This window comes from Saccharothrix sp. NRRL B-16348 (assembly GCF_001280085.1).
Taxonomy (GTDB): Bacteria; Actinomycetota; Actinomycetes; order Mycobacteriales; family Pseudonocardiaceae; genus Actinosynnema.
The window spans coordinates 181,925-207,994 of sequence record NZ_LGED01000217.1; the positions used below are offsets into that span (position 1 = coordinate 181,925).

Sequence of the window (26,070 nt, forward strand, 5' to 3'; positions counted from 1 at the left end):
CACTCCCTGCGTTCCGCGGAGGCAACGCCATGGTCACCAACCTGACACCCACCACGATCAGCACGCCCCCTCCCGGCGGCGGCTCCGGCTTCACGATGGACGAGTCCGCGATGGACACGCTCCAGCACCAGGCCGACGACCTGCGCACCGGCTACCAGGAGGTCTCGTCGGCGCTGTCCGGCCAGACCCTGGCGGGCAACGCGTTCGGCACCGCCGGCACGTTCGCCGCGGAGGCGTTCAACGCCTCGACCCGCAGGTCGGTCGAGCTGGCGGGCAAGGCCGCCTCGACGTTGGGACTCGTCGGCGACGGGCTGAAGGCCACCGCGCAGACGCACCTGGAAGCCGACCGCGCCAGCGTCGAGCAGTTCGCCATGGTCGACCCCGCCGCGATCGCCGACGCGCCTCAGGGCGCACCGGCGGGCGGCCCCAACGGCACCCCGACGACCCAGGGTCCGCCGGTCACCCCGACACAGGACATCCCGGGCGGTTCCACCGGCGGTGGCGGAGGCGGAGGCAACCCCTCCCAGCCGCCGGTCACGCCGACGCAGGACATCCCCGGCGCCAACGGCACCACGCAAGCCTCCAACTACACCGGCCCGGACGCGTCCGCGGGCCAGGCCGGTGTCCCCTCAGGTCAAGCCGGTGGCCCCTCGGGCCAGGGCGGTGGCGCGCCGACCGGCCAGCCGGGCGGGATTCCCACCGGTCAGATGCCCCCGATGCCGGGCATTCCGGCACCGTCCGGCGGATCCCCGACGATGCCGCCGGCCCCGGCAGGCACGCCAAGCGGCTCCGGTGGCGGTGGCGGCTCGGCGGAGGAGACCAAGGCCGCCGCCGCCCGGACATCCACCCCGGCACCGCAGGCCACGACACCGACTCCCGCGCCGATTCCCGACTTCCCCGAGATCCCCGACCCGCCGCCCGTCCCCACCGGCTCCGGTGGCGGTGGCGGTGGCGGGGCGAGCCTCGCGGACGCCCTCAAGACCACGCCCACGACCGGCGGCGAGTCGGCGTCCGGCACGAAGACCCCGGCCGGCGGCACCACCCCCTCCGCGAACACCACACCGCCGCCGACGCCTCCCATCCCGGAGGTCCCGAAAGACCTGTTCAAGCAGCCCACCATCCCGGACCTCGGCACGGGCAGCGGCATCGGCGGAAGCACGGGCAGTGGCACAGGCGGCGGTTCGGCCGGTGGGTCCTCGCCGTCGACTCCGAGCGCGACGACGCCGTCCGGCGGCATGACCCCTCCGCCGATGCCTTCCATCCCGGAAGTGCCGAAAGACCTGTTCAAGCAGCCGACGATCCCGGACCTCGGCACGCCCGCCGGCACGGGCACGTCTGGTGGCTCGCCGAGCGACGACGCGTCCAAGCCCACCGCGCCGCCCCTACCCGACAACGAACGCCCCGGCCGCGACCGCGAAGACGGCGACCACAAGGGTGGCGATCGCGAGACCCGCGACCGTGAGGGTCGTGACCGCGAGGCCAGCGACCGCGAAGGCCGTGACCGCGAAGGCGGCGAGCACGGCGGCGGTGGAGGCGGCGCGGGTGACGGTGGCGAGGACGACGGCCGGACCGAGCGCGACCAGCACGGGTTCCCCATCACCTCGGTGGACGACAAGCCCTGCCTCGACCTGCGCGACCTCCCGGCGGAGGAGGGCGAGCGCTGGCAGGAGAAGATCCGCGACATCATCGCCACCAAGGGCGAAGGTTCCTTCTTCTGGGCGGGCGACACCATCGACGCCGAGGGTCAGCGGCACTCCCTCATGGACCTCGCCGAGTTCATGACCAACCTGGACAGCCGCACCGAGCCGACCGGACCGCACGAGCAGTCGGAGCGGCAGGTGTCGGACACCGTCGCGGCCAGCCCGGCGCGCAGCGCCAACGGCGACGTCTTCGTCCTCGTCGGCCCCAACCGCGCCGAGGGCGACCCGGTGGAGCTGACGGACTTCCCGACGCTCCAAGCCAATCCGAGGGTCGAACGGGTCTTCGCGATCGACGCCCTCACCGGCAAGGAGACCCAGATCCACCCGAAGACCGCCTGATCCCGCAGACCTCCTGATCCCGCGGGCGCGGGAGCACCCCCATCCCGCGCCCGCTTCTCCGAACGTCCACCCGATGCACTGCGTGGCCGCGGTCGCTGAAGTGAGTGACTCAACGGTCGTGAAGGGCTGAACTCCGTTGTGGACATTGGTGGCGCGACGGGCCGGTGCGACGATCGGGAGATGACACACACGCCCGTGCAGGTGCCGGCCTCGGTCGAGCAGGTCATCGAACGGATGCGGGAGATCGACCGGGCGTTGGACCCGCACGACGGCGTGGCCTGCTTCAACCGCATGTACCTGCGCGTCACGGAACTGGTCGGTCAGAACATCGTCGACGGCTTCTTCGAGGACCCGGCGTTCCTGGAGCGGATGGACGTGCTGTTCGCCGGGCTGTACTTCAAGGCGGTCGACGCGAAGACGGCGCCGGTGCCGTGGAAGCCGCTGTTCGACGCACGGGACAACCGCACCGTCTGGCCCGTCCAGTTCGCGCTGGCGGGCATGAACGCCCACATCAACCACGACCTGGCGCTGGCCGTCAACGCCACCTGCGCGGAACGCCGCACCACACCCCGGACCAAGCCGGTGCACGCCGACTACCTGCGGGTCAACGAGCTGCTGGCCAAGGTGGAGGCCGAGGTCCGCGCCGAGTACGAGCCCGAGCTGCTGAAGCTGCCCACGGCCGAGGCGGAGCAGCTCAAGCACGTCCTGTCCGGTTTCAGCATCGCCCGCGGCCGGGACGTCTCCTGGGGCGCCGCCCTGACCCTGTGGGACGAGCGCAACCTCGCCCCGCTCTACAACACCACCCTGGCCACGCTCGCCGCGGAAGTGGCGGTGGCCGGCGAGGGCCTGCTCACCCCCGTCGTGCCGCCACCGGCATAGCCGTCACAAGTCCGCGCCCGCCGTGCTCAGCCAGGGCGCGCCGGTCCCGGCCATGCTCTCGTAGAACGGGTGGCCCTCGGTGATCTCGCCCTGGCCGACGGTGCGCCCGGTGAACGCCGACGCGTAGACGGCGGCGACGAACTCCATGGTCACCCTGGTGTCGGCGGTGGACACCGGTGGTGTCCCGCCCGTGTCGAGGGCGTCGAGCACGGCGGCGAGCTGGGCGGTGTGGCCGCTCGGCGTGTCGGCCGGCCCGCTGTCCCACGCCGAGCCGGCGTCGGGCGCGGTGGGCGCGGCTGTGAACGTCCAGTTCGCGTCGTCGTACCCGTAGAGGTGTTCCAGGTCGACGGTGGCTCGCTCGAAGTCGAAGCGCAGCCGGCTGGTCTGGCGTGGCGACACCAGCGAGTTGACCACGGTGGCCACCGCGCCGGAGTCGAACCGCACGAGCGCGGCGGACACGTCCTCGGTGTCGGTCGGCCGGGCCTGGCGCGCGGCGATCGCGGTGACGCTGCTCCACTGGCCCAGGATCGACAGCAGCAGGTCGAACTGGTGGATGCCGTGCCCCATGGTCGGCCCGCCGCCCTCCACCTCCCACTTGCCCCGCCACGGGACGGCGAAGTAGTCGTCGTCGCGGAACCACAGCGTGTCCGCCGACGCCACCAGCGGCCGGCCCAGCGCGCCCTCCGCCACCAGCCGCCGCAACCGCACCGCCCCGGACCCGAACCGGTGCTGGAACACGGTGGCCATCGGCACGCCGGCCGCCGCCTCGGCCGCGCGCAGCCGGTCGAGCCCGGCCAGCGACAGCACCGGCGGCTTCTCGACCACGGGCACCGCGCCCGCCTCCAGGCACTCCAGCGCCAGCGACAGGTGCGTCCCCGGCGGCGTGCACACGTGCACCAGGTCGGGTCGTTGGGCGTCGAGCAGGTCGGCCAGGGTCGGGTACGCGGGCACGTCCCAGGTCGCGGCGAACGCGGCGGCCCGGTCGGGCAGGAGGTCGACCGCCCCGACGAGCCGCGCCCGCCCGTCGAGGTGCCTGATCGCCTCGGCGTGGGCGGTGGCGATCGCGCCCGTGCCGACGATCGCGCAGGTGTAGCTGCCACTGGTCACGAAAGATGCTCCTCGTCCGCTGGGGTTCCGGGTGGGACTGCTCCGGCGACGCACGACACGGCGGCGCCCACGTCGACCGGGCGCAGACGTCCGCACATGCCGAACACCCGCTCCGGCTCGCCCGCCTCGAACACCGCCGCCCGTTCCAGGTGCGGGGCCACGCCCAGGGACACGTCCCCCGCCATCGCGAGCGTGGCCTCGGCCTGGTCGAGCGGGCCGTCGCGCACGATCCCCGCCCAAGCGCCGGCCCGCCCCTGGACCAAGGCCGCGGCGGCGGCGTAGAACTCGCGCAGCGGACCCCGGTCCCCGTCCCGGAGCGCGTCCCGGATCCGCGTGAAGCCCTCCACCGCCAGGTCACGGCGTCGGCGGGCGTCGGCGGCGCGGTCAGCCTCCGTCGCCCGGGCCGGCAAGGTCGCGGCGGCCCGGTAGCGGTCCGGATCGGCGACGACCTCGGGCGGGAACGTCATCACCGCGTCACCCGCCTCGGGCAGCCCCGCGTTGCCCATCACGACGACCACCCGCAGACCACCGTGGTTGACGGCGCGGTGGATCGTGCCGGGGGTGAACCACACCACCGAACCTGCGGCGAGCGGGATCTCGCGGCAGCCGTCGAGGGTCACCGCGTGCAGCTCGCCCGTGCCGCCCACGACCACGTAGCACTCGGTCGACGCCAGGTGCACGTGCGGGCTGCCGCCCACCACACCATCGGGCGCCGCGTCGTCGTAGACGTCCAGGAACGACAACGACGTCCCGCCGGGAAACGTGCTCACACCGACTCACCCAACACACCGCGCACCGAGTCCGCCAGTGCCGCGGCGTCGTCGGCGCCGCCGTCGGCGATCCCGGTGCCGTAGCGGAACCGCACGGTCTCCCCGTCCGCGACGACGAGTTCCTCGCTGAAGAACGGCGCCGGGTTCAGGCACGCGAAGTTCTCCGACCGGGCGAACCACTGCGGCGGGTGGTGCGGGTTGGCCTCGTGGTCGACCATCAGCACCAGCGACTGCTCGTCGTCGCCGTCGTGCCGGCCCGCGAAGGCCATCCACTCCGCACGCCGGCCGCGCACCTCGTCGCCGCCCGGCCCGTCGGGCGTGACGACGGTCCCGCCCGTGAACGAGCGCGGCCCGCGCCAGAACAGGCCCCCGTACCCGGCGTTCTCCCGACCACGCGTGGTCGGCGAGCCGAACGCGATCTCCCGGCCGGAGGTGTTCGTCATCGTCGTGTCGAACGTCAACGCCCACGCCGCGTCGGACAGCAGGGCCGCGCCGATCGTCCGACGCTCCGTGATCACGGTGTCGCCGGACTCGGTGATCCAGTCCAACTCGTGGGTGAAGTACGCCGTCTCCGCCTCCACGCCGACGTCGACCAGCCGCCGGTGCGCCTGGGTGCCGTTGTTGTCCAACTGCACGTAGGACCGCCCGTGGACGTAGGTCGGGCCGCCCCAGAAGTTCTCGTCGCCGACGTTCGGCAACGACCACGCGATGCCCTTGTGCCACACGTGGTCGTGCGGCCGGAAGAGGCTCACCACCCGCCCGGACCGCGTGCGGATCGGGTGCAGGAACGGCTTGGGCGACTCCAACAGCGGCGTGTCGGGCACGTAGACGTAACGCGCGAGGTCGACGTCACCGGCGCGGACCGTCAGCGCGGACCCGATGTCGTGCCGCACGGCCAGGGCGCTCACAGCGACAGCTCCGGCACGTCGACCCAGCGGCGCTGCTCGGACGAGGCCAGGCCGAGCTGCGCGAGGTTGATGCCCCGCGCGCCCGACAGCAGGTCGTGCGCGTGCGGGCGGCCCGCGAGCACGTCGCGCAGGAACTCCTCCCACTGGACCTTGAAGCCGTTGTCGAACTCGGCGTTGTCGGGCACCTCGGACCACCCGGCGCGGAAGTCCTCGGCGACCGCCAGGTCGGGGTTCCACACCGGCTTGGGGGTGGACGCCCGGTGCTGCGCGACGCAGCGGCGCAGGCCCGCGACCGCGCTGCCCTCGGTGCCGTCGACCTGGAACTCCACCAGCTCGTCACGGTGCACGCGCACGCACCACGAGGAGTTGATGTGCGCGATCACGCCGCCGTCCAGCTCGAACGTCGCGTAGGTCGCGTCGTCGGCGGTGGCGTCGTAGGGCTCGCCGGACTCGTCCCAGCGCCGCGGCACGTGCGTGACCGCGCGGGCGGACACCGCCCGGACCCGGCCGAACAGGTTCTCCAGCACGTAGTTCCAGTGGCAGAGCATGTCCACCGCGATGCCGCCGCCGTCCTCGGCGCGGTAGTTCCAGCTCGGCCGCTGCGCGGGCTGCAGGTCGCCCTCGAACACCCAGTAGCCGAACTCGCCGCGCACCGACAGCACCCGCCCGAAGAACCCGGACTCGACGAGGCGGCGCAGCTTCAGCAGGCCGGGCAGGTAGAGCTTGTCGTGCACGACGCCGACCGTCACCCCGGCCTCACGCGCCCGGCGGGCCAGCGCGAGGGCGCCTTCCACGGTGGTGGCGGCGGGCTTCTCGGTGTAGACGTGCTTGCCCGCGTCGATCGCCGCGACCAGCGCGCTCTCGCGGGCGGAGGTCAGCTGGGCGTCGAAGTAGACCGACACCTCGTCGTCGGCGAGCACGGCGGCCAGGTCGGTGCTCCACCGCTTCACGTCGTGCCGCTCGGCGATGTCCCGGAGCTTGCCCTCGTTGCGACCGACCAGCACGGGCTCGACCTGCACGCGCCGCCCGTCCGGCAGCGCGAGCCCGCCCTGGTCGCGGATCGCCAGGATGGACCGGACCAGGTGCTGGCGGTACCCCATCCTGCCGGTCACGCCGTTGAGCGCGATGACGACCTCGTCCACCCGAACTCCCTCCGGAAAGCGCTTTCCGTCGAGTATTCAGGGCGGCGTCATCTCCAGTCAAGACTGGCCGAGGTGCTTGACACGCCATCGGAAAGCGCTTTCCATGCCCTGGTGACCACACTTCCGCCGCAGCCGGGCCACGTCGTCGTGGCACTGGACTCGTTCAAGGGCTCGCTGTCCGCACGCCGGGCCACGGCCGCCGTCGCGCGGGGAATGCGCCGCCACGGCGCGGTCGTGCACGAGTACCCGGTGGCCGATGGCGGCGAGGGGACGCTCGACGCCCTGCTCGCGGCCGGTTTCACCGCCGTGCCGGTGAGCGCGACCGATCCGCTGGGCCGTCCGGTCGTGGCGCGTTACGCGGTCCGTGACGGGGTCGCGGTCGTGGAACTGGCCGAGACCTCCGGCCTGGGCCTGGTCGCGGACGTGCCGCCGACCCCGGACCGCGCGGCGGCGGCGTCCACGTTCGGGGTCGGGACGGTGATCGCGGCGGCGTTGGACGCGGGCTGCGCCACGGTCGTGGTCGGCCTGGGCGGCAGCGCCACCACCGACGGCGGCACTGGCCTGCTGGCCGGTCTCGGCGCACGCCTGCTCGACGCGGACGGGGTCGTCCTCGACGCCACGACCTCGCCGCTGCGTGCCGTGCGCGCGGTCGACCGGGCGGGACTGCACCCCCGGCTGGGCGAGGTGGAGCTGGTGGTGGCGAGCGACGTGGACAACCCGCTGCTCGGCCCGCACGGTGCGGCGGCGGTGTACGGGCCGCAGAAGGGCGCGGACGCCGCGCTGGTCGCCTCCCTGGACGCCGACCTGGCCCGCTGGGCGGACCTGCTGGACGTCGCTGCCGCCGCCGTGCCGGGCGCGGGGGCCGCAGGTGGGTCGGGATTCGCCCTGCTGGCACTTGGTGCCCGGATGCGCCCCGGTATCGACCTGGTGCTGGAGCTCACCGGCTTGGCGAACCGGTTGCCCGGTGCCCGGCTGGTCGTCACCGGCGAGGGCAGGCTGGACCACCAGACGTTGCGCGGCAAAGCCCCGGTCGGGGTCGCCTCGGCGGCACGGGGCGCGGGCGCGACCGCCGTCGCCGCCGCCGGGAGCTGTGCCCTGGACCACGCCGAACTGGCCGCCGCGGGGTTCGCCGACGCGTTCGCGCTGACCGACCTGGAGCCCGACGTGTCCACCTGCCTGACCCACGCCGAACCGCTGCTGGAACGCCTGGGCGAACGCATCGCCACCGCGTTCCCCGCCGACCGGCCGTCAGGGTGAAGCCCGCCGACCCTCGGCCACCACCCCGCGCATCACCGCCGCTCGACCGGTCGCCACCGGGTGTACCAGTCGGCCGCCGCACGCAGTGGCACGGGCAGCGGGGCGAGGTCGGGGTACCAGGCGCGTTCCCACTCCAGCGACACCCACCCCGACCAGTCACCCAACAGCCGCCCGCACTCCCCCAGCGGCACGGCTCCCGCACCCGGCGGGACCGGGGTCGGCGAGTCGGCGGCCACGTCCTTGACCTGGAAGTACCCGAGGTACTCCCCCAGCACGTCACGGGTGCGTTCCGGTGGCTCGCCCGCACGCCACGGGTGCACCGCGTCCCACAGCACCGCCACCCGCTCAGGCTCGCCGAACGGCGCGACCAGCCGCCGCGCCGCCTCACCGGTCGGGTGGGAGTCGTGGGTCTCCACCAGCAGCCGGACACCGGCGGAGCGCAGGTCGGGCAGCACGGCGGCGATGCGGTCCGACGCCCGACCGTCGTCACCGGACCGGTCACCACCGGGGAACACCCGCACCGAGGGCGCGCCGAGCAGCACCGCCAGCTCCACCAGGGCGCGCAGCTCGTCGACCACCGGTCCGTCCGGCCCCGACCGGCACACCTTCGGGTAACCCGCGAGGCAGGCGACCTCCAACCCGGCGTCGGCGATCCGGTCGCGCGCCTCCGCCACCCGCACGGGCGACATCCCGAGGTGGACCTCCTCGTCGGGGTGCACGCGGACCTCCAGGCCCTGGCAGCCGTGCTCGGCCGCCACCCGCGCGCTCTCCGACACCGGCACGCCGGGCGCGCCGAGCGTGCTCACCGCGAACCGCCACCCGCTCACCCGTGCACCACCTCCAACGGCGCGAACGACACCCTGGTCACCGGGCCGTCCGACCACCGCACCTCGACCACATCGACACCGGCGGCCACCACCGACGCCACCTCCGACAGGTCCACCGGCCCATCGGTGAGCACCGCCAGCGCGACGTGGACCGAAGTCCCGGCGCCGGCCCCGCGCAGCCTCGGCACGCGCGCCGACGGGGTGAACGCGGTGCCGCCCGGCGCGGCCACCTCGTCGGCCGACTCCCAGCCGTGCAGCGGGCGCAGCACCGACGACAGGTCCGGCCCCGCGGCCCAGCCGGTCAGCTCCACCCCGGCACCCGGCGGCGCGCCGACCACGCGGTGCACCCGCAGCTCGTGCGGTCCGCGGGCGACCACGACGCTCTCCACGCGCAACGCGGGCAGCAGCGGCGAGCCACCGGGGAACACGGGCCGGTGCCACGACGCGGCCCAGCCCCAGCCGTCGCCGTGGCCCGCGCCGAGCGGGTGGATGCGGCGACGGACGCCGCGCAGCCCCCGGTGCAGGACGGCGAGGTGGTTGTCGGCCGGGTTGCCCGCGGACGTCGGGCCGGTGCGGGTCGAGTACGCGAACCGGCCGTAGTGCGGGTCGTCGCCGTCGGCGGTCTCCGCCAGGTGCGGCCGCAGGTGGTCGCTGCCGTGGTTGTGCAGGCGGGCGATGCCGTCGGCGGCCGTGGTCTGCACGAGGAAGCCCGGCGCGGACAGCCCGAGCACGTGGTCGCGCTCCTCGACGGGCGCGTCCCGCTCGACCTCGGTCCACAGCGGGTCGTCGGGTCCGGCGAGCAGGCACACGAACGCCTTCGACGCCCAGTACGGCGACGCCGGCCCGGAGTAGTGCTGCACGACCGCGGCGTGCGGGCCGTGCCAGCCGAGGCTGAGCAGGCCGCGGTCGTCCACCGCGCCGCGGTCGAGGAAGTAGCGCAGGCAGCCGCTGAGCAGCCGCCGTGACACGCCCGGCGCGAGCGGCGTGTGGCCGGTGACCGCGCCGAGGGCGACGGCCGCGCCGGCGGCGAACCGGTAGGTCAGCGACCTGCCGTGGTGGATGGGCGCGCCGTCCCCGCCGAACAGCAGCGAGAACCCGGTGAGGTGTTCGCGCAGCCGTTCGCCGTGCGGGGTGGTCGTGCCCGCCAGGTGCGCGTCGAGCACCGGGTACAGGTGCAGCGCCCAGCCGTTGTAGTGGTCGAACGCCCGGCCGTCGCCGTCGGAGTACCAGCCCTGCCCCTGGTACCACGCCTCCAGCAGGTCCAGGGCGCGCTGCCGGGCGCGGGCGGTGTCGGCGTCGCCCCGGCCCACCGAGTCCAGGAACCCGGCCACCGAGTACGGGAACAGGTACCAGTTGTTCGGTGCGGGCAGGGCGTGCAGGGCGTCGCGCAGCCAGGCTTCGACGCGGTCGCGCACGGCGTCGTCCAGCCGGTCCCACAGCCACGGCCTGCTCACCCGCAGGGCGAGCGCGACCGACGCCGCCTCGACCATGGGCTGGCCCTGCACGTGGTGGTCGCGGATCACCGGCCACGACTCGGCGTCGTCCGCGCCCGGCGTCCGGGTGCCCGCGGCCAGGCCGTCGGCGTACCGGGCGAGCCAACCGTGCGGGTCGTCGCCGCCCGCGCCCGCGACCCGGTACGCGGCGGCGAGCATCGTCCGGGCGAACCCCTCCAACCCGTCGCTGCGCGCGCCGCTGCCCGACGCCGGTCCGGGCAGGTCCAGCCGGGCGCCGCCGGGGCTCGCCCACCGCCACGCGGCGCCCAGCAACGCGTCGGCGGCGGTCTCCCAGTGCGCCCGGGCGTACCCGGTGCGCGGGCTGAGCCGTCGGTCTTCCGCCAGGTCGGCCACGGGGTTCACGCGATTCCGCTCCTTCCGCTCACTGTGTCACGGTGCATCCTGTCCGGGACCGGGCCCGGTCACGCGATGTACGGGAGGCGCTCGGGCTCCACCCGCCCGAGCAGCGGCGTGCCCTTGACGAACCGGCCGACCTCGGCGACCGCGAACTCGCCGATGCGCCGCAGCTCACGACCCTGCGCGCCGGCCAGGTGCGGGGTGATCAGCACGTTGGGCAGGGCGAACAGCGGGTGCCCCGGCGGCAGCGGCTCCGGTTCGGTCACGTCGAGGATCGCCGAGATCCGCCCGGTGGCGCACGCCCTGGTCAGCGCCTCGGTGTCGATCAGCGACCCGCGCGCGGTGTTGATGACGAGCGCGCCCTCGGGCAGGAGGTCCAGCCGGCGGCCGTCGAGCATGTGCCGGGTCTCGGGCAGGGCGGGCGCGTGCACCGTGACGACGTCGCTGCGCCGGCAGAGGTCGTCCACCCCCACCGGCTCCGCGCCGAGGCCCGTGGCTTCCGCGCGGGTCACGTGCGGGTCGTGGAGCAGGACCTCGACGTCGAACGCCCGCAGCCGCCGCAGCACGAGGCGGCCGATCCGGGACGCGCCGATGACCCCGACGGTGCAGTCGTGCAGCCCGGTGCCGTCGCCGGGCAGCCAGTCCCGGGGCGCGCCCTCGACGGCGGTCGCGTACCGCCGGGCGCGGCCGAACGCCCGCTTGGTGCCCAGCACCAGCATGGCCATCGTGTAGTCGGCCACCGGGACGGCGTTGGCCTCGGCCGAGGAGGAGACGACCACGCCGCGTTCGAACACGACGGGGTCGACGGAGGCCTTCACCGTGCCGGCGGCGTGCACGACGGCACGCAGCCCCGGCGCGGCGGCCAGCACACCGGCGTCGATGCGCGGGCAGCCCCACCCCGTGATCAGGATGTCCGCTTCCGCCAGGGCCGCGGCGGCGACCGGCCCGTCGAACGAGGTGAACGTCGTCGCCGGGTCGAGGTCGACCAGCTGCCGCAGCCGGGTGACGAGGTCGGGCGGGAAGACGTCGGCGAGGGCCCAGGGGGCGAGGGCGAAGACCGCGACAGGTCGCCGTGACACGGAGTGGGCTCCTATCAGTGGGCCGGGCAGCGGCCGATCCATGTAAACGTTTGCATCCACACGTCACTCTACGCACCAGGCCGGCCGGCCACAATGCCCGCAGGTCGGCCCGACCAAGAGCGACTACAGGCGGATACACCTTGGCACACCGGACAGACAAGGCGTTGACGTACGGGTGTAACCGTTTTATGTTCGTGAACATTCTGTTTCGGCTCGGCACCGCGAGAGAGGCGTTCGACGTGAGCATGACGCGGGTCCGCGGCGGCACCGGTGGCGCCAGTCCCCCGACCGGGACGGCACGCGCCCGACCGGAGGGCGGTCGGCCGCGCCTCGGCCACCTGCGCCGCATCAGGGCCGACCGGGCGCTGTTGCTCTTCGCGGCGCCCGGTCTGGCGTACTTCCTGTTCTTCCACTACGGCGCGCTGTTCGGGAACGTGCTGGCGTTCCAGGACTACGTGCCGTTCCTGGGCATCTCGGGCAGCGAGTGGGTGGGCCTGGCGCACTTCGAGCGCATGTTCACGGACCCGCTGTTCTGGAACGCGGTGAAGAACACGCTGGTCATCGCCGCGCTGCAGCTGGTGTTCTTCTTCCCCGCGCCGCTGGCGCTGGCGCTGCTGCTCAACAGCGTCGTCGGCGACACCGTGCGGCGGTTCGTGCAGAGCGTGGTGTACCTGCCGCACTTCCTGTCGTGGGTGATCGTGGTCGCGCTGTTCCAGCAGATGCTCGGCGGCGCGGGCGTGGTGAACGGCTGGCTGTCGGACCTGGGCGTGGGCGGCGTGTCGATCATCGGCAACCCCGACGCGTACGGGCCGCTGGTGATCGCGCAGCTGGTGTGGAAGGAGTGCGGCTGGGCCACGATCATCTTCCTGGCCGCGCTGTCCCAAGTGGACGAGCAGCAGTACGAGGCCGCGGCGCTGGACGGCGCGGGCTGGTGGCGGCGGCTGTGGCACGTGACGCTGCCCGCGATCCGGCCGGTGATCGTGCTCCTGCTGGTGCTGCGGCTGGGCGAGTTCCTGTCGATCGGGTTCGAGCAGTTCTTCCTGCAGCGCCAGTCCGTCGGTCCGGAGACCGGCGAGGTGCTGGAGACGTTCGTGTACTTCACCGGCTTCGCGGGCGGCGACTTCGGCTACGCCGCGGCGGTCGGGCTGTTCAAGGGCGTGATCGGCGTGGCGCTGATCTACGCGGCGAACAAGGTGGCCCACCGGCTGGGCGAACAGGGGGTCTACAAGGCATGAGCAGGACGAACGCCCCGGCCTGGATGGGCAGGCCCACGCCCGCGGTGCGCGCCGCCAAGGCCGTGGCGCTGACCGTGGTGGTCGCGCTGGTGGTCTTCCCCCTGTGGACGGTCCTGGCGACGAGCCTGGCCAGCCCGCAGAACGTGATCGCCAACGGCGGCTGGGTGGTCTGGCCGGACGAGTTCTCGTTCGCCTCCTACACCGAGATCCTCCAGGGCGGGATCATCAGCCGCGCGCTGCTGGTCAGCGCTGGCATCACGATCGTCGGCACGGCGCTGAGCCTGGTCTGCACGATCGGCCTGGCCTACACGTTGAGCAGGCCTCAGGTGTACGGCGGCAAACCGCTGCTGCTGCTGGTGCTGTTCACGTTCCTGTTCCCGCCGGGCATGGTGCCGCTGTTCCTGGTGGTGCAGGGCGCCGGGCTGTTCGACTCCTACGCCGCGCTGATCCTGCCGTTCCTGGTCAACGTGTTCAACCTGGTCGTGATGCGCGGCTTCTTCCAGTCGATCCCGTCGGAGCTGATCGACGCCGCGCGCATCGACGGCGCGAGCGAGCTGGGCATCCTGCGCCAGGTCGTGCTGCCGCTGTCCAAGGCCGTCATCGCCGTCGTCGGCCTGTTCTACGCGGTCGCGTACTGGAACCGCTTCTTCGAGGCGATCATCTACTTCAACGACCAGGCCAAGTGGCCGATCGGCACCGTCCTGCGCCAGTACGTCACCGGCGGGGCGTCCCTCGCCGAGACGTCGGGTGAGCTGGCGGCCACGTCGCCGCAATCCGTGCAGATGGCCGTCGTGATGCTGGCGACGCTGCCCATCGTGTGCGTGTACCCGTTCCTGCAGCGCTACTTCGTCAAGGGTGTCGTCACCGGTGCCTTGAAGGCCTGAACCCCCCTCCACCGCAACCACTCCTTTCGGCTTCACGCCGGGAGAGGAACCTCGTCATGGACCACCGCATCGACCGCCGTTCCCTGCTCCGGCTGGCGGGCGTCGGCGCGCTCGGCCTCGCCGCACCGTCCTTCCTCACGGCGTGCGGCGGCGGCTCGTCGGGGGGCGGCGTCTCCAACGCGGGCAAGGACCTGGCCCCGTGGCCGACGTACGTGCCGTTCGCCGGTCCGACCCCGGACGCCCCCGGTGACGACTCCGGCGTGCAGCCGCTCTTCCTGAAGTACCCCGAGAAGGTCGTGCGGTCGGTGGACAACCCCGTCGGCGACGGGTCCGACGTCACGGTGATGGTCGTGTCGTACGGCGCGCCGCCCAAGCCGGTCGGCGAGAACCGGTACTGGCAGGCGGTCAACCAGGCGTTGGGCGTCAACCTGAAGGTCATCGTCGTGCCCGACCCCGAGTACGGGCAGAAGATGGCCACGCTGATGGCGTCGGGCGACGACCTGCCGGACCTGATCATGTTCTCGAACCTGGCGCTGCCGCACGCGGCCGAGTTCGTCCAGGCCCGGTGCGCCGACCTGTCGGAGTTCGTCGGCGGCGACGCGGTCAAGGAGTTCCCGAACCTGGCCAACATCCCCACCTACGCCTGGAAGGGCATGGGCCGCATCGGCGGCAAGCTGCACGGCATCCCGCTGGAACGCCCGATGCCGGCCAACAGCCTGTTCGTCAACCGGTCGGCGATGGACGCGGCGGGCATCCCCGAGGACTGGACGACCGAGCAGTACCTCGACGCCATGAAGCAGCTCACCGGCGACCGCAAGTGGGGCGTCGGCTGGTTCAAGGCGCTGTTCGGCGGCCTGGGCGGCATCACCTACCACGCCGGCTCGCTCGGCGCGCCCAACACGTGGTCGGCGGACGGCGGCGCGTTCACGCCGGCCACGGCCACGCCGCAGTTCGAGCAGGCGCTGGAGGTCATGCGCAAGCTGGTCGAGGCGGGCACGCACTACCCCGACAGCCTCACCGTCAGCTCCACCGACATGCAGAGCTACTTCCACAACGGCACGGTCGCCTCGATGAACGACGGCTTCGGCTCGGTGAGCCTGTCCACCATGAAGAAGATCAACGGCCGGTTCGCCCTCGACCTCGGCCGCCCGTACGGCGCACAGGCCACGCCCTGGCAAGGCCCGGGCATCTTCGGCTACGTCACGTTCAAGAAGGCCGAGTCCGCGCGGATCAAGCTGCTGCTGCGCGTGGTCGACTACCTCAGCGCGCCGTTCGGCTCCGCCGAGTACGAGCTGGCCAACTACGGCGTGGAGGGCGAGCACTTCACGAAGGACGCCGACGGCATCAAGACGACCGACCTGTACAACCAGGAGAACAACTCGCTGCTGCCGACCAAGTACATCGGCACCGCGCCCGCGGTCCTCTACCTGCCCGGCTACCCGGACACGGCCAAGGCGGTCCACGACTGGCAGAAGGCCTCGCTGCCCCGCAGCGTGCGCAACCCCGCCACCGGGCTCCGCTCGGCGACCGAGGCGAGCAAGGGCGCCCAGCTCGGCCAGATCATCGGGGACGGCATCGCGGCGATCACGTTCGGCCGCAAGCCGCCGTCGGCCTGGAAGGACGTCGTGGCGCAGTGGCGGCAGGCGGGCGGCGACCAGGTCGCCGAGGAGCTGGCCAAGGAGCACGCCGCGAACCAGTGACGCGCTGACGCTCCAGCCCCGACCGGACAGCGCCGGTCGGGGCTGGAGTCTTCTTCGGTCAAGCGGGCAGTCGGTCACCCACCAGGGCGAGGCACTGGATGGCGGCCAGGCCGTACTGCGCGGAGGCGTTGGTGCTGAGGTTCGCCTCGTCGACCGGCTTGAGCACCTGCGGACCGTCGACCCGCCTGGACCCGAAGTCGTGGTTCTTGGGGTAGCCCGCGTGGCCCGTCTCGAACTCCGCCCACGCCCGGTCGGCGAGCTTCGCGTCACCGAGCTTGGCGGCGGCGTAGGCGGTGAGCCGGGAGTGTGCCTGGCGCAGGTTCAGGCTGCCCCACGACTGCCCCGTCTCCGCCTGCTGCTCGGCGGCGGTGCCGTTGTAGAGGCGGCAGTACTGCAGCCACGCCCGGGTGAACGCCTCGTCACCCGTCAGGGAGATGAGCTCGCTGCACAGCTCGACCAGGCCGAACACGGACCCGAGCGAGCCGACGCTGACCGCGGGCTCCGTCGGTTTGAACGTGCCGTTGTCCAGGTCGTACAGGCCGCTGCCGCGCGCGAACCCGTTGGGCATCGCGGCGATGCTGCGCATCCCGTTGACCAGCTTCTCGCGGGCGATCGGGTCGCCGCCGCGCTCCCACTCGGTCAACCAGGCGAGCGCCAGACCGCTCCAGTCCGTGCCGGTGCTGACGCCGAGGGCGTGCGGATCGGGCTCGTACGGCCCCGTGCGGATCTTGCGGATGGGGTCGAGGGCCAGGAACGTCCGGTCGGCGTCCACGAGGTCGCGCATGAGGTCGCCGGTGCGCTCGTCGGCGGTGAGGAAGTAGAGGAAGCGCCGGTAGCCGGCGTTGCTGATGCGGGCCTGCTTGGCGCTGTCGGCCCAGTGCTGCACGCCGTGCCGCGTGCCGAGGTCGCGCCACTTCCCGAGGTGGTAGACGTCGACCTCGCCGGTGTGCCGCGTCATCGCCTCGGCGAACCGGAACGCCTCGGCCCGGCCGGTGCGCAGGTAGTGGTACCAGAGCCACAGGTCGGTGGACAGCTCGGAGTTGTCCCACGCGTAGCCGCCGACGTCGTAGCGCCACACGTGCCGGTCCGGGTCGTAGCTGTGCATGATGTCGCCGTAGTCCCAGAAGCCGTACCAGGACCGCTGCTCGACCTGTCCGCTGTGGTACTCGAACAGGAGGTCCAGCCGGTCTTCGACGCGCGCCTTCGCCGGGGTCGAGCGGTCGACCGGCGACCAGTCGCCGAACACCCCGGCGGCGTGCAGGTGGGCGGGCGGCGCGACGATCAGCGGCGGCGTCCGCACCGCGTCGGTCAGCTCGGCGATCCGCTCCGCGGCAGGCGTCGACCCCAGCGCCCAGAACACCAGCTCGGTCGTGCGCGCGATCCCGTAGGGGGTGCCGAAGCCCGGCTCGTAGTCCTCGTAGGTGATCTCCAGGCCTTCGAGCTGCTCCGGGTAGGTGTCCTGGCCCATGCCGTCGTGGTAGAAGCGCAGGTCCATCGGCTCGGCGTCGGGCGACCACAGCCACACGGTGACCTCGGCCGTCTCGCCGGCCGCGCCGCGGATGTCGAGCTGCGTGGGGTGCAGCTGCCAGAAGTTGCGCATCCCGAACGCGAAACCGCCGCCGGGTCCGCCGACGTAGCCGAGACCGCCCGCCCGGCCGGCGGCGTCGACCGGGATCCAGCCGTGGCCCGGCTTGGTGCGCTTGCGGAGCTGGAACCCGTCGGCGGTGGGCTGGCGCAACGAGTAGTCGCCGAAGGTCGGGATCAGGTGCAGGCGGGAGCCGACCCTGGTGTCCCACGTGGCCACCGGCGGGGTGGCCTGCCCGGCGACCTGTGCCCGGCGGACCGTCGCGCCGGGGTCGCGGCGCAGTCCGGTGATGCCGCGCACCGCCTCGGACAGCACGCCGCCACCGGGTCCGGCGAAGCGCACGTGCCGGTTGTGCGGCTCGTCGCGCATCGGCACCTCGAACCGGATCCCCAGGCCGCGGACGAAGTCCTTCTTCTCGTCGCCGTCGTACACGAAGCTGTGCACGGCGCGGACGCCGTCGCTGCCGGCGTAGAAGTACAGGCGCACGGTGAACGGCAGCCACGTCCGGTTGCCGTGCCGGTGCCCACCGTCGATCCGGACCACGGCGCGGACCGGACCGGACTGCTCGACCGTCACCTTCTCCGTGCGGCCGGTGAACTTCTCCGGCTTCGCCGTGCCGCCCTCGTCGCCGCCCGGCTCGTCCTGCCGCAGGCACACCAACCGGCCGTCGCGGGCGATCTCGCGGTCGCCCCTGGCCAGGGTGCGGACCAGGTGGTCGCCCTTCTTGGGGATCACGCACCGGATGACGCCGGTGCTCACCTCGACCTCGTTGCGGCCGTCCTTGACGGTCACGGCCGCCGCGGGTGCCGCGGGCGTGCCACCGGTGAGCACGTACGCCTCGGCGGGCGGCGCCTCCGTGCCGATGGCGTGCGCGGTCCACTTCAGCGAACCGTCCGGCCAGTACGCGGTGGCCCACGTCTGCACGGGCACCTCTTGCCCCGCGGTGGTGCGCAACGCGAACGCCTGCCCCTTGGGCACGGTGCCTTTCGGCCACGGCACTCCCCAAGTGGACCCGGCGGCCAGTTGCCGCGGCGTGCCGCCTTCCAGCCACCTGAGCGGCACACCGTCGTCCAGCGCGCCGCTCGCGGTCTCGGGCCGCGGGCCGACGACGGGATCGGCGTGGGCAGGCGCGGCGCGGCCGACCTGCGCGGCGGCGCCGACCGCGGCCGCGCTGAGGATGAGGTTACGTCGGGAGATCATCGCCATGGGTGCTCCACTCGGGCGGGTTGGCTCCGGGCAAGGTGAGAGCAGTGAAAACGTTTACAGCGTCGTAATGCCAGCATGAGCTGCGATACCTGTCAAGAGAGCCGCGATGACCGGTATGCGGTTACAGGCAGGACTCGCCACGGACCGCCGCACGGCGCCACGACCGCGCCGGCTCCGGGCGGAATGCGATTTGACAGCGGGACAGTCCGCCGGAAGCATCGCGTGCAAGCGTTTTACCAGCGAGTTGCACGACGTCAGACGGAGGCGGGATGGTTCGGCGAGCGGCGTCCGACAACGAAGGACCGCGGCCGACGACGATCCGTGACGTAGCCGCGCACGCCGGGGTGTCCGTCGCGACCGTCTCCCGGATCCTGTCGGGCACCTACCCCGGCGCGCCCGCCACGCGCACCAGGGTCCTGCGGGCGGTGCGCGAGCTGGACTACGTGGCCAACGCCAACGCGCGCGGGCTGGCGGGCGCGAGCAGCCGCAGCGTCGCCATCATCGTCAACTCCGTCGTGTCGCCGCACTACGCGCACGTCGCGCAAGGCGTGCAGACCCAGGCCGCGATCGAGGGCAAGCTCTGCATCGTCGGCACCACCGGCAGCGACCCCGAGCGCGAGCTCGCCACGGTCCAGCTCATGCGCGAGGAGCACGCCGAGTGCGTGATCCTCGTCGGCAACGTCGTCGCGGACGAGGCGTACCGCGCGCGCATGGCCGAGTACGCCCGCGCGCTGGCGCTCGCCGGCTCCCAACTGGTCCTGTGCGGACGCCCGCCGCTCGGGCCCGACGTGCCCGCCCTCGTCGTGGAGTACGACAACACCGGCGGCGCCTACGCCATCACCAGCCACCTGCTGTCCGCGGGCCACCAGCGCATCCTGTTCCTGGGCAGGCGCGACAACTACACGACCCCCGAGAGCCGCATCGCCGGCTACCGCAAGGCCCTGGCCGACCACCACGTCGACCACGACCCCGGGCTGGAGGTCGAGGGCAGCATGGAGCGGCACGAGGGCTACCGGATGATCAGCGAGCGGCTCGCCGCCGGACCACCCGACTTCACCGCCGTCTTCGCCGGCAACGACCTCATCGCCGCGGGCGCCCGCCAGGCGTTGCGCGAGCACGGCCTGCGCATCCCCGAGGACATCTCCATGGTGGGCTTCGACGACCTGCCGCCCGCGGCCGACATCGGCCTCACCACCGTCCACGTGCCGCACGAGGAGCTGGGCCGCACCGCGGTGCGCATGGCCCTCCAACGCGCGCGGGACAAGTCGGGCACGCCCGAGCGGGTCATGCTCGGCACCCACATCGTCGTGCGCGACTCGGTGCGCCCCGTCGTGCGCTCCGGCTCCCGACCGTAACCGGCGGTCGTGCCTGCCCTGACGGTCCGTCAGGCCGACGCGCGGTCGAGGTCCGGTGCGACGACGGAGGCGCGCAGGTGGTCTCCGCGGAGCACCGCCAGCACCGCCATCAACGCGGCCACCAGGGCGAACCCCGACGCCGCGGTCAACGCCGACAGCGGGCCGACCGTGCCGACGACCGCGCCCGCCACCAGGATGCCGACCGCTCCCGAGCAGGCGGTGATCGCGCCGACGGTGGCGAGGACGCGTCCCCGGACCGCGTCCGACGTCCGTGCCTGCACCAGGCCGTTCAGCGTCACGTTCTGCACCGCGCCGCACGCGCCGGCGACCAGCCAAGCGACCGCGTTGACCACGAGGTGCGGCAGCTGGGCGGGTGCGGCCAGCGCCAACGCCAGCACCAGGTTCGCGGCGGCGAAGGCGGCGACCAGCGCGCGTGTGGTGGTGACGCGGCGGGTCAGGTTCGCGCCGAGCAGCAGGCCCGCGGTCCAGCACGCGAGCATGGCGCTGTAGGTGAACGCGTTGCCGCCGATCGGGCCGAAGACCAGGAACACCTGGTTGACCAGCGCGATCGCCACGGCCACGCCGACCACGGCATGCGCGACGACGCGTCCCAGCAGCAGCCGGTCGCTGCGCAGCAGCACCCAGCCGCTCCACTGGCCGCCCGGCGTGGCCGCGCCGCCGTCGTCCTGCCTCGGGTCGCGGTCCGCCCGCAGCCACACCACGACCAGCGCGAGGTGCGCGAACGCCGACACCGCGTCGAGCATCACGGCCCACTCGACGCCCGGCCCGACCGCGATCACGCCGCCGAGCACGATGCCGGCCACGGACCCGGTGTTCCTCGCCGACGACAACGCCGCGAGGCCCCGTGCCGCGCCGTCCTCGCCGGTGGCGACCGGGATCAGGGCGGACGCGCACGTCCGCGCGACCCCGCCGCACACGCCGAGCAACGCGACCAGGCCGTACAGGACGGGCAGCCGCGCATACCCGAACAGCAGCGCCACCAGCAGCAACACCTGCGCGAACACCGCCACGGCGAGCAGCAGCCGGTGCGGGAACCGGTCGACCGCCCAGCCGGCGAGCGGCGCGCCGAGGACCGCGCCGAACGCGACCGCCAGGAACAGCCCGGCCACGGCGAACGCGCCGGACCCGGCCAGCTCGGTGGTGAACCCGATCAGCGTGAGCTGCGCGCCGAGGCCGGCCACCCCGGACCCGCCCACCAGCACCGCCAGGTCCCGGTTACCCCGCAGACCACCGAGCACTGCGACCATTCCGCTCCCCCGCCGCGTCGCCGGTACGGACCGAGGCGATCACCTCGCGGTGCCGATCATGCCCGAAGATCACCTCGGCCGGCGGGCGCGGTGGGTCAGGCGGTGGGTCAGTCCGCCCGGACGACGGCCAGCGGGCACGGCGCGTGGTGGACCAGCGCCTGGCTGGTGGAGCCGAGGAGCATGCCCGCGAAGCCACCGCGACCGCGGCTGCCGACGACCAGCAACTGCGCGTCACGGGACGCGTCGAGCAGGGCTTTCGTCGAACGCTCGCGCACCACCCGCCGGTCGACCGCCACGTCCGGGAACTTCTCCTGCCACCCGGCCAGGCGTTGGGCCAGCGACTGCCGCTGCTGTTCCTCCATCTCGTCCCAGTCGACGCGCACCTTGTCGGCGTAGGGGGTGCCCGCGAGCAGCGGCGTCCACGCGAGCAGCGCGGTGAGCGTCGCGTCCCGCGCCGACGCCTCCTCGAACGCGAACCCGATCGCCGCCTCACCCGCCGGGGAACCGTCCACGCCGAGCACGACCGGGCCGGTCGCCGGGTACGGGCCGCGGACGACGACCACCGGGCTCCGGCCGTGCGCGGCGACCGACACCGCCACCGACCCGACGACCATCCCGAGGAACCCGCCCAACCCCCGGGAGCCGAGCACGACGAGCCGGGCGCCCTGCGAAGCGGTGATCATCGCGCCGGCGGGCTGGTCGACCACCACCGACGTCTCCACCTCCGGCACGAGGTCGCGCACGCTCGCGGCCGCCGCCTCCAGCCACTGCCTGCCCTGCTCCTCGAACGCCTCCCGCACGTCGTGCGCCGTCAACACCATCTCCGGGTAGCCGCGCCTGGGCAGCAGGTAGGCGTGCACCAGCTCGAGCGGCACGCGGTGCCGTGCGGCTTCCTCCGCCGCCCACCGGACGGCCGTCAGCGCCGACTCCGAGCCGTCCACTCCGACCACGATCGGGCCAGTCATCACAGGTTCCCTCCACTGCCGACGTCAGCGACACCCACACCATCCGACGCCGGGCAGCCGGCCGCACTTCGACAGCGGTACCGCACCCCCGTTCGCCGGACGTCTTCCGGTGTCGTGCCCGACGGATACGATCGGCGCCGTGGATCCCGCCGACGACCTGATGGCCTGGGCGCCCCCGGCCGGTTCGGGCGGCGCGGCGCCGGCCGTCGCCCTGCCCGGCTACAGCGACTTCCGGCTCGTCGCGCACGGCGGCGAGGGCACGGTGTACCGGGCCACGCAGGACGGGCTGGGCCGTGACGTCGCGGTGAAGGTGCTGGACGTGACCGACCCGGACACGATCAGCCGGTTCCACCGCGAGCTGGAGATCACCGTCCGGCTCGGCCGCCAGCACCCGCACATCGTGACCGTGCTGGACACCGGCGTGACCGGCGGGCGGCCGTGCATCGTGATGGAGTACTACGACCTCGGGTCGCTGCACGACCGGCTGCAGCAGCGCGGGCCGCTGCCGGTGCATGAGGTCGTCGCGGCCGGGATCGCGGTGGCCGACGCGCTGTCGTTCGCGCACGGCCAAGGCATCCTGCACCGGGACGTGAAGCCGCAGAACATCCTGGTGCTGCCCACGTCGTACGTGCTGGCCGACTTCGGCATCGCGCGTGGCGCGGACGCGGCGCACACGGCGTCGTTGCAGCTGGTCAGCTACCGGCACGCCGCGCCGCAGATGGTGGCCGGCCAACCACCCGCCGCGGCCGACGACGTGTGGTCGTTGGGTTCCACGCTGTTCACGCTGCTCGACGGCCAGCCGCCGTTCACGTCGGACAACCCCGGCGAGGACACCATGCTCGCCTACCTCGGGCGGGTGCGCGAGGCGCAGCCGAGGTCGCTGCTGCGGCCGGACGTGCCGGTCGAGCTGATGGCGATCATCCTGCGGTGCCTGCGCAAGGCGCGGGAGGAGCGGTTCCCGGACGCGGCGGCCGTGCGCGCGGCGCTGGCCGCGGTGCCGACGTGGACGCCCCAGTCCACAGTGGACCCGGATCACACGGCGACGGTGCGGCACGAGGTGCCGGAGCGCTACCCGGACGGCCCGACCGAGCTGCCAGACTTCGGCCCCAAGCCGGTGACCGAGGCGGCGGAACCGGTCGCCGCCGTCACACCCGAGCCGGTGAAGACGTGGACCGAGGACTTGGCCGACCTGACCGTCCGGCACAACACCGAGCCCCGCCCACCCGTGCCACCGCCCCCGCCGCCGTTGGTGGAGCTGCCGGAGCCGCCGGAGCCGCCGCCGTCCCGGCCACGTCGGTCGTGGAAGCTGGCCGGGGTGAGCGCGGTGTTCGTCGGCGTGGTCGTCGGGGTGGCGCTGAACCTGCCGGGCCGGTCGGAGCAGGTCGCGTCGCCGCCGTCCACGGTGACGACGACTACCACAACGTCTCTGGCGACCACCACCACGACCGCCAGCCTGCCCGAGGGCGGCGATCCGCGGTTCACGCCGGTGCTCAAGCGGCTGGAGGACGACGGTGACCGGATCGAGCTGTTCTGGACGGATCCGAGCGAGGGCAACGCCCAGTTCGTCGTGGTCGACGTGACGGGCCCGTCCGCGCGGCCGTTGGTGACGGTGGCGGCCGGTGCGACGTCACACGTGCTGGAGGACTTGGAGCCGAAGGCGCCGCAGTACTGCTTCCAGGTGCTCGCGATCGGTCTCGACGACCCGGCCACGCAACGCGGCGCGTCAGCCCGCACGTGCGCCGTGCGCAACGGCTAGCGCGCTGCGCGGTGCATGACGGCTAGCGCCGCCACAAGGGCCGCGGGTCGACCGCCCAGAACATCCTGCGGTACCAACGAACCCCCTGCCGCATCCCGACCCTCACCTGCCGCGCCAACCGCCACGCCGACGTCCCGTCGTGCCGACCCACGCTTGGCTGTGCGTGGACCGGCCTCGACTGTGCTTGGGCAGAGATCGGCGGCGAGTAGGCCGCTCTCGACGGCGCGTGGACCGGGCTCGGCGGTCGTACCGTCGCAGGCTTCGGCGCGAAGGCCTCGTACTCCGCCAGCCGGGCCAACTCCACCGCAGCCGCCGACCCCAACTCCGCCGCCGTGTCCGGCGCGGTCCGGTCGACCGGTGGTGTCCGACCCGCCAGCAGCAAACCGTCCAGCACATAAGCCCACGCGCCGATCGCACCGGCCGCACGCAGGCGTCTGCGCCGCACCAGCCGGGCCAACCCGAGCACCAGCAGGATCAACACCGGCACCCCGCCGAGCACCACGTACCCGATCCACCTCCGCGACCCGGCCGACTCCGGTGCCGCGACAGCGCTCGACGGCGTCACCAACGGTGGAGGGGCGGACAGCGGCGTGCTGGTCGGCGTGGCCGTGACCGACGCCAACCGATCCAGCACCTCGCGCTTCTGCGCGGCGCTCGAACCGCCCGACGACACGCCCGACACCGGGTCGAACGGCACCCAACCCCACCCGGCGAAGTACACCTCGGGCCACGCGGTCGCGTCACTGCCGCGCACTACCCTCTCCCCACCGTCGGCGGGCTGGAAGCCGACGACCACCCGGGTCGGCAACCCGACCGCCCGCCCCAGCACCGCGAACGCCGAAGCGAACTGCTCCGCCGTGCCCGCGTTCGCACCGGGCTCACCGGGATTGCCGAACAGGAACCGCTCCAGCCGCGCGTACGACGACCCGACCGGCGCCTGCGCGTCCGGCGTGCGCCCCTGCTTCACCACCTGCTCGATGGCCACGGCCTGCTCGTACGGCGACCGCGCGTTCTGCACGATCTGCCGCGCGTACTCCGCCAACGAGTACGGCAGCCCCGGCAGCTCCAGGTACCGGCCCGCGTTCGTCGGCACGGTGGCGTCCAGCAGGTCCGTGTCGTCCGGCACGTCCACGACACCCCGCACCCGGTACGACAAGCCGGGCGTCAACTCGTGCCGCAGCACCAACGAACCCGAGTCGGGGTCGACCATCGCACCGTCCAACGTCACCGCCGTGGGCCGCCCCACCGTCGGCAACCAACGACCACCCAACTCTCCGACCGTGATCTCCACCTCGGCCTCGTCCACCCGCGCACCCGGCGGCAGGTCGGGCTCCGCCACGGCGCCGATGGGCCCGTACAACGACGCCGCCCGCCACGCCGCGCCCGAGTAGTCCGACAACGCCACCAACCGCACCGCCCGCTCCGGCCCGCGCACGCGGAACAGCTCCGTGTCGCCCAGGTTCGCCCACGACGCCAACTGCGGCAACGGGCTCGCCACACCGAGGTCGGCCACCGGCGGCTCCACCAACTCGCGCGGCTCGAACGCGTCACCCGACGGCAGCACCACCGCCAACGCCGCGACCACCGCCAACGGCACGGCGGGCAACCCGAGCAGCACCCGACCACCGGCCTCCAACCGGTCCACCAGCAGCCAGCCGAGCGCCACGAGCGCGATCAACCCCACCGCGATCACCCCGTGCCGATCGGCCCGCCCCGCGGTCAGCAACGCCGTGCACGTGTAGAGCACCGCCGCCCCCACCACGGGCGCCAACAACGACCGCCCACGCCCCGCCACCGCCAGCACCACGACCAACGACACCCCGAACACCAGCAACGCGCCCGGCGCCACCAGCTCGGGCGTGGCGGGCGCGGGGCGTGCGGCGGTCAGCAGCCGCGGCACCAGGTCCAGCAGCACGGACAGCGGGTCGGTGGCGTCGATCGCCGTGCCCCGCGCCACCCAGTACCCGCCGACCAGCGCCAGCGCCACCAGCGAGAACGCCACCAGCCCGGCAGGCATCCGCTGCCACCGCAACAACGGCAGGCACGCGAACGCCACCACCGCCGCGCCCGCGAACACCAGCGAAGCCGTGTACCCCTGCCACCCCGAGCCGAGGTGCAGCGCGGCCACCACGACCAGCAGCGCCGCCCACGCCACTCGGGCACTGCTCAGCCGCGCACTGCCCACCCTCGCACTGCCCACGCGGGCACCCACACCTCGCCCACCCACACCCTGGCCACTCACACCCACACCTCGGGCA

General features: G+C 73.3%; 19 protein-coding genes. 8 read left to right on the forward strand and 11 right to left on the reverse strand.

What is annotated here, in order from left to right; translation table 11 throughout:
- Nucleotides 1-29 precede the first annotated feature (29 nt).
- Together ADK67_RS29895 and ADK67_RS29900 are read left to right on the forward strand one after the other, a co-directional pair.
- Nucleotides 30-2,039, forward strand: a complete 2,010-nt coding sequence (locus ADK67_RS29895) for a hypothetical protein (RefSeq protein ID WP_053719859.1) — start codon at nt 30-32, stop codon at nt 2,037-2,039.
- 180 nt (nt 2,040-2,219) lie between these two features.
- A complete protein-coding gene (locus ADK67_RS29900) occupies nt 2,220-2,918 on the forward strand; it encodes a DUF5995 family protein (RefSeq protein WP_053719860.1) in 699 nt (232 codons plus the stop codon).
- A 3-nt stretch (nt 2,919-2,921) separates the two neighbouring features.
- Here ADK67_RS29900 and ADK67_RS29905 read toward each other — a convergent pair whose 3' ends face one another.
- The 4 genes from ADK67_RS29905 to ADK67_RS29920 are packed head-to-tail and all read right to left on the reverse strand — an operon-like array spanning nt 2,922 to nt 6,803.
- Nucleotides 2,922-4,025, reverse strand: coding sequence for a Gfo/Idh/MocA family protein (locus ADK67_RS29905; protein ID WP_053719861.1), 1,104 nt, complete (start codon nt 4,023-4,025; stop codon nt 2,922-2,924).
- The gene (locus ADK67_RS29910; protein WP_063797762.1) at nt 4,022-4,795 is read right to left on the reverse strand and encodes a cupin domain-containing protein; all 774 of its coding nucleotides are present in this window, start codon (nt 4,793-4,795) and stop codon (nt 4,022-4,024) included. Before ADK67_RS29910 ends, ADK67_RS29905 begins: the two co-directional genes overlap by 4 nt.
- Nucleotides 4,792-5,703: a PmoA family protein gene (locus ADK67_RS29915; RefSeq protein ID WP_053719862.1), complete on the reverse strand. Its 912-nt coding sequence runs from the start codon at nt 5,701-5,703 to the stop codon at nt 4,792-4,794. The genes ADK67_RS29910 and ADK67_RS29915 overlap by 4 nt, the downstream gene beginning before the upstream one ends.
- A complete protein-coding gene (locus tag ADK67_RS29920) occupies nt 5,700-6,803 on the reverse strand; it encodes a Gfo/Idh/MocA family protein (RefSeq protein WP_053719896.1) in 1,104 nt (367 codons plus the stop codon). The genes ADK67_RS29915 and ADK67_RS29920 overlap by 4 nt, the downstream gene beginning before the upstream one ends.
- Before the next feature lie 153 nt (nt 6,804-6,956).
- Between ADK67_RS29920 and ADK67_RS29925 the strand changes: the two genes are divergently transcribed.
- Nucleotides 6,957-8,102, forward strand: coding sequence for a glycerate kinase (locus ADK67_RS29925; RefSeq protein ID WP_053719863.1), 1,146 nt, complete (start codon nt 6,957-6,959; stop codon nt 8,100-8,102).
- Between the two features lie 32 nt (nt 8,103-8,134).
- Here the strand turns inward: ADK67_RS29925 and ADK67_RS29930 are convergent, their stop codons facing one another.
- From ADK67_RS29930 to ADK67_RS29940, 3 genes are read right to left on the reverse strand one after another with little or no spacing between them, the layout of a single operon-like run.
- Nucleotides 8,135-8,929 carry a sugar phosphate isomerase/epimerase family protein gene (locus tag ADK67_RS29930; protein WP_053719864.1) on the reverse strand — a complete coding sequence of 265 codons (795 nt, stop codon included), beginning with the start codon at nt 8,927-8,929 and terminating at the stop codon, nt 8,135-8,137.
- Nucleotides 8,926-10,785: a DUF2264 domain-containing protein gene (locus tag ADK67_RS29935; RefSeq protein WP_053719865.1), complete on the reverse strand. Its 1,860-nt coding sequence runs from the start codon at nt 10,783-10,785 to the stop codon at nt 8,926-8,928. Before ADK67_RS29935 ends, ADK67_RS29930 begins: the two co-directional genes overlap by 4 nt.
- Nucleotides 10,786-10,844: 59 nt before the next feature.
- Nucleotides 10,845-11,858, reverse strand: coding sequence for a hydroxyacid dehydrogenase (locus ADK67_RS29940; protein ID WP_197289676.1), 1,014 nt, complete (start codon nt 11,856-11,858; stop codon nt 10,845-10,847).
- Nucleotides 11,859-12,052: 194 nt separating this feature from the next.
- Here ADK67_RS29940 and ADK67_RS29945 point away from each other — a divergent pair, with 194 nt between their 5' ends.
- Genes ADK67_RS29945 through ADK67_RS29955 form a run of 3 tightly spaced genes read left to right on the forward strand, consistent with a single transcriptional unit; the run spans nt 12,053 to nt 15,677 of the window.
- Nucleotides 12,053-13,093, forward strand: a complete 1,041-nt coding sequence (locus tag ADK67_RS29945) for an ABC transporter permease (RefSeq protein WP_231648414.1) — start codon at nt 12,053-12,055, stop codon at nt 13,091-13,093.
- Entirely contained in the window at nt 13,090-13,977 is an 888-nt protein-coding gene (locus tag ADK67_RS29950; protein WP_053719867.1) for a carbohydrate ABC transporter permease, read from the forward strand. Before ADK67_RS29945 ends, ADK67_RS29950 begins: the two co-directional genes overlap by 4 nt.
- A gap of 56 nt (nt 13,978-14,033) precedes the next feature.
- Nucleotides 14,034-15,677, forward strand: a complete 1,644-nt coding sequence (locus ADK67_RS29955) for an extracellular solute-binding protein (protein WP_053719868.1) — start codon at nt 14,034-14,036, stop codon at nt 15,675-15,677.
- A 58-nt stretch (nt 15,678-15,735) separates the two neighbouring features.
- On the opposite strand, the gene ADK67_RS29960 is transcribed toward ADK67_RS29955, so the two are convergent.
- Nucleotides 15,736-18,462, reverse strand: a complete 2,727-nt coding sequence (locus tag ADK67_RS29960) for an exo-rhamnogalacturonan lyase family protein (RefSeq protein ID WP_231648415.1) — start codon at nt 18,460-18,462, stop codon at nt 15,736-15,738.
- A 275-nt stretch (nt 18,463-18,737) separates the two neighbouring features.
- On the opposite strand from ADK67_RS29960, the gene ADK67_RS29965 reads away from it, so the two are divergent.
- On the forward strand, nt 18,738-19,823 hold the full coding sequence (locus ADK67_RS29965; protein WP_053719870.1) for a LacI family DNA-binding transcriptional regulator: 1,086 nt from the start codon (nt 18,738-18,740) through the stop codon (nt 19,821-19,823).
- 29 nt (nt 19,824-19,852) lie between these two features.
- Here the strand turns inward: ADK67_RS29965 and ADK67_RS29970 are convergent, their stop codons facing one another.
- Both ADK67_RS29970 and ADK67_RS29975 read right to left on the reverse strand, forming a co-directional pair.
- Nucleotides 19,853-21,091 carry an MFS transporter gene (locus ADK67_RS29970; RefSeq protein ID WP_053719871.1) on the reverse strand — a complete coding sequence of 413 codons (1,239 nt, stop codon included), beginning with the start codon at nt 21,089-21,091 and terminating at the stop codon, nt 19,853-19,855.
- Between the two features lie 107 nt (nt 21,092-21,198).
- Nucleotides 21,199-22,056: a universal stress protein gene (locus ADK67_RS29975; protein ID WP_053719872.1), complete on the reverse strand. Its 858-nt coding sequence runs from the start codon at nt 22,054-22,056 to the stop codon at nt 21,199-21,201.
- Nucleotides 22,057-22,195: 139 nt separating this feature from the next.
- Between ADK67_RS29975 and ADK67_RS29980 the strand changes: the two genes are divergently transcribed.
- Nucleotides 22,196-23,812, forward strand: a complete 1,617-nt coding sequence (locus ADK67_RS29980) for a serine/threonine-protein kinase (RefSeq protein WP_157620931.1) — start codon at nt 22,196-22,198, stop codon at nt 23,810-23,812.
- 22 nt (nt 23,813-23,834) lie between these two features.
- Here the strand turns inward: ADK67_RS29980 and ADK67_RS29985 are convergent, their stop codons facing one another.
- A complete protein-coding gene (locus tag ADK67_RS29985) occupies nt 23,835-26,012 on the reverse strand; it encodes a transglutaminase domain-containing protein (protein ID WP_157620932.1) in 2,178 nt (725 codons plus the stop codon).
- Between the last annotated feature and the right edge of the window lie 58 nt (nt 26,013-26,070).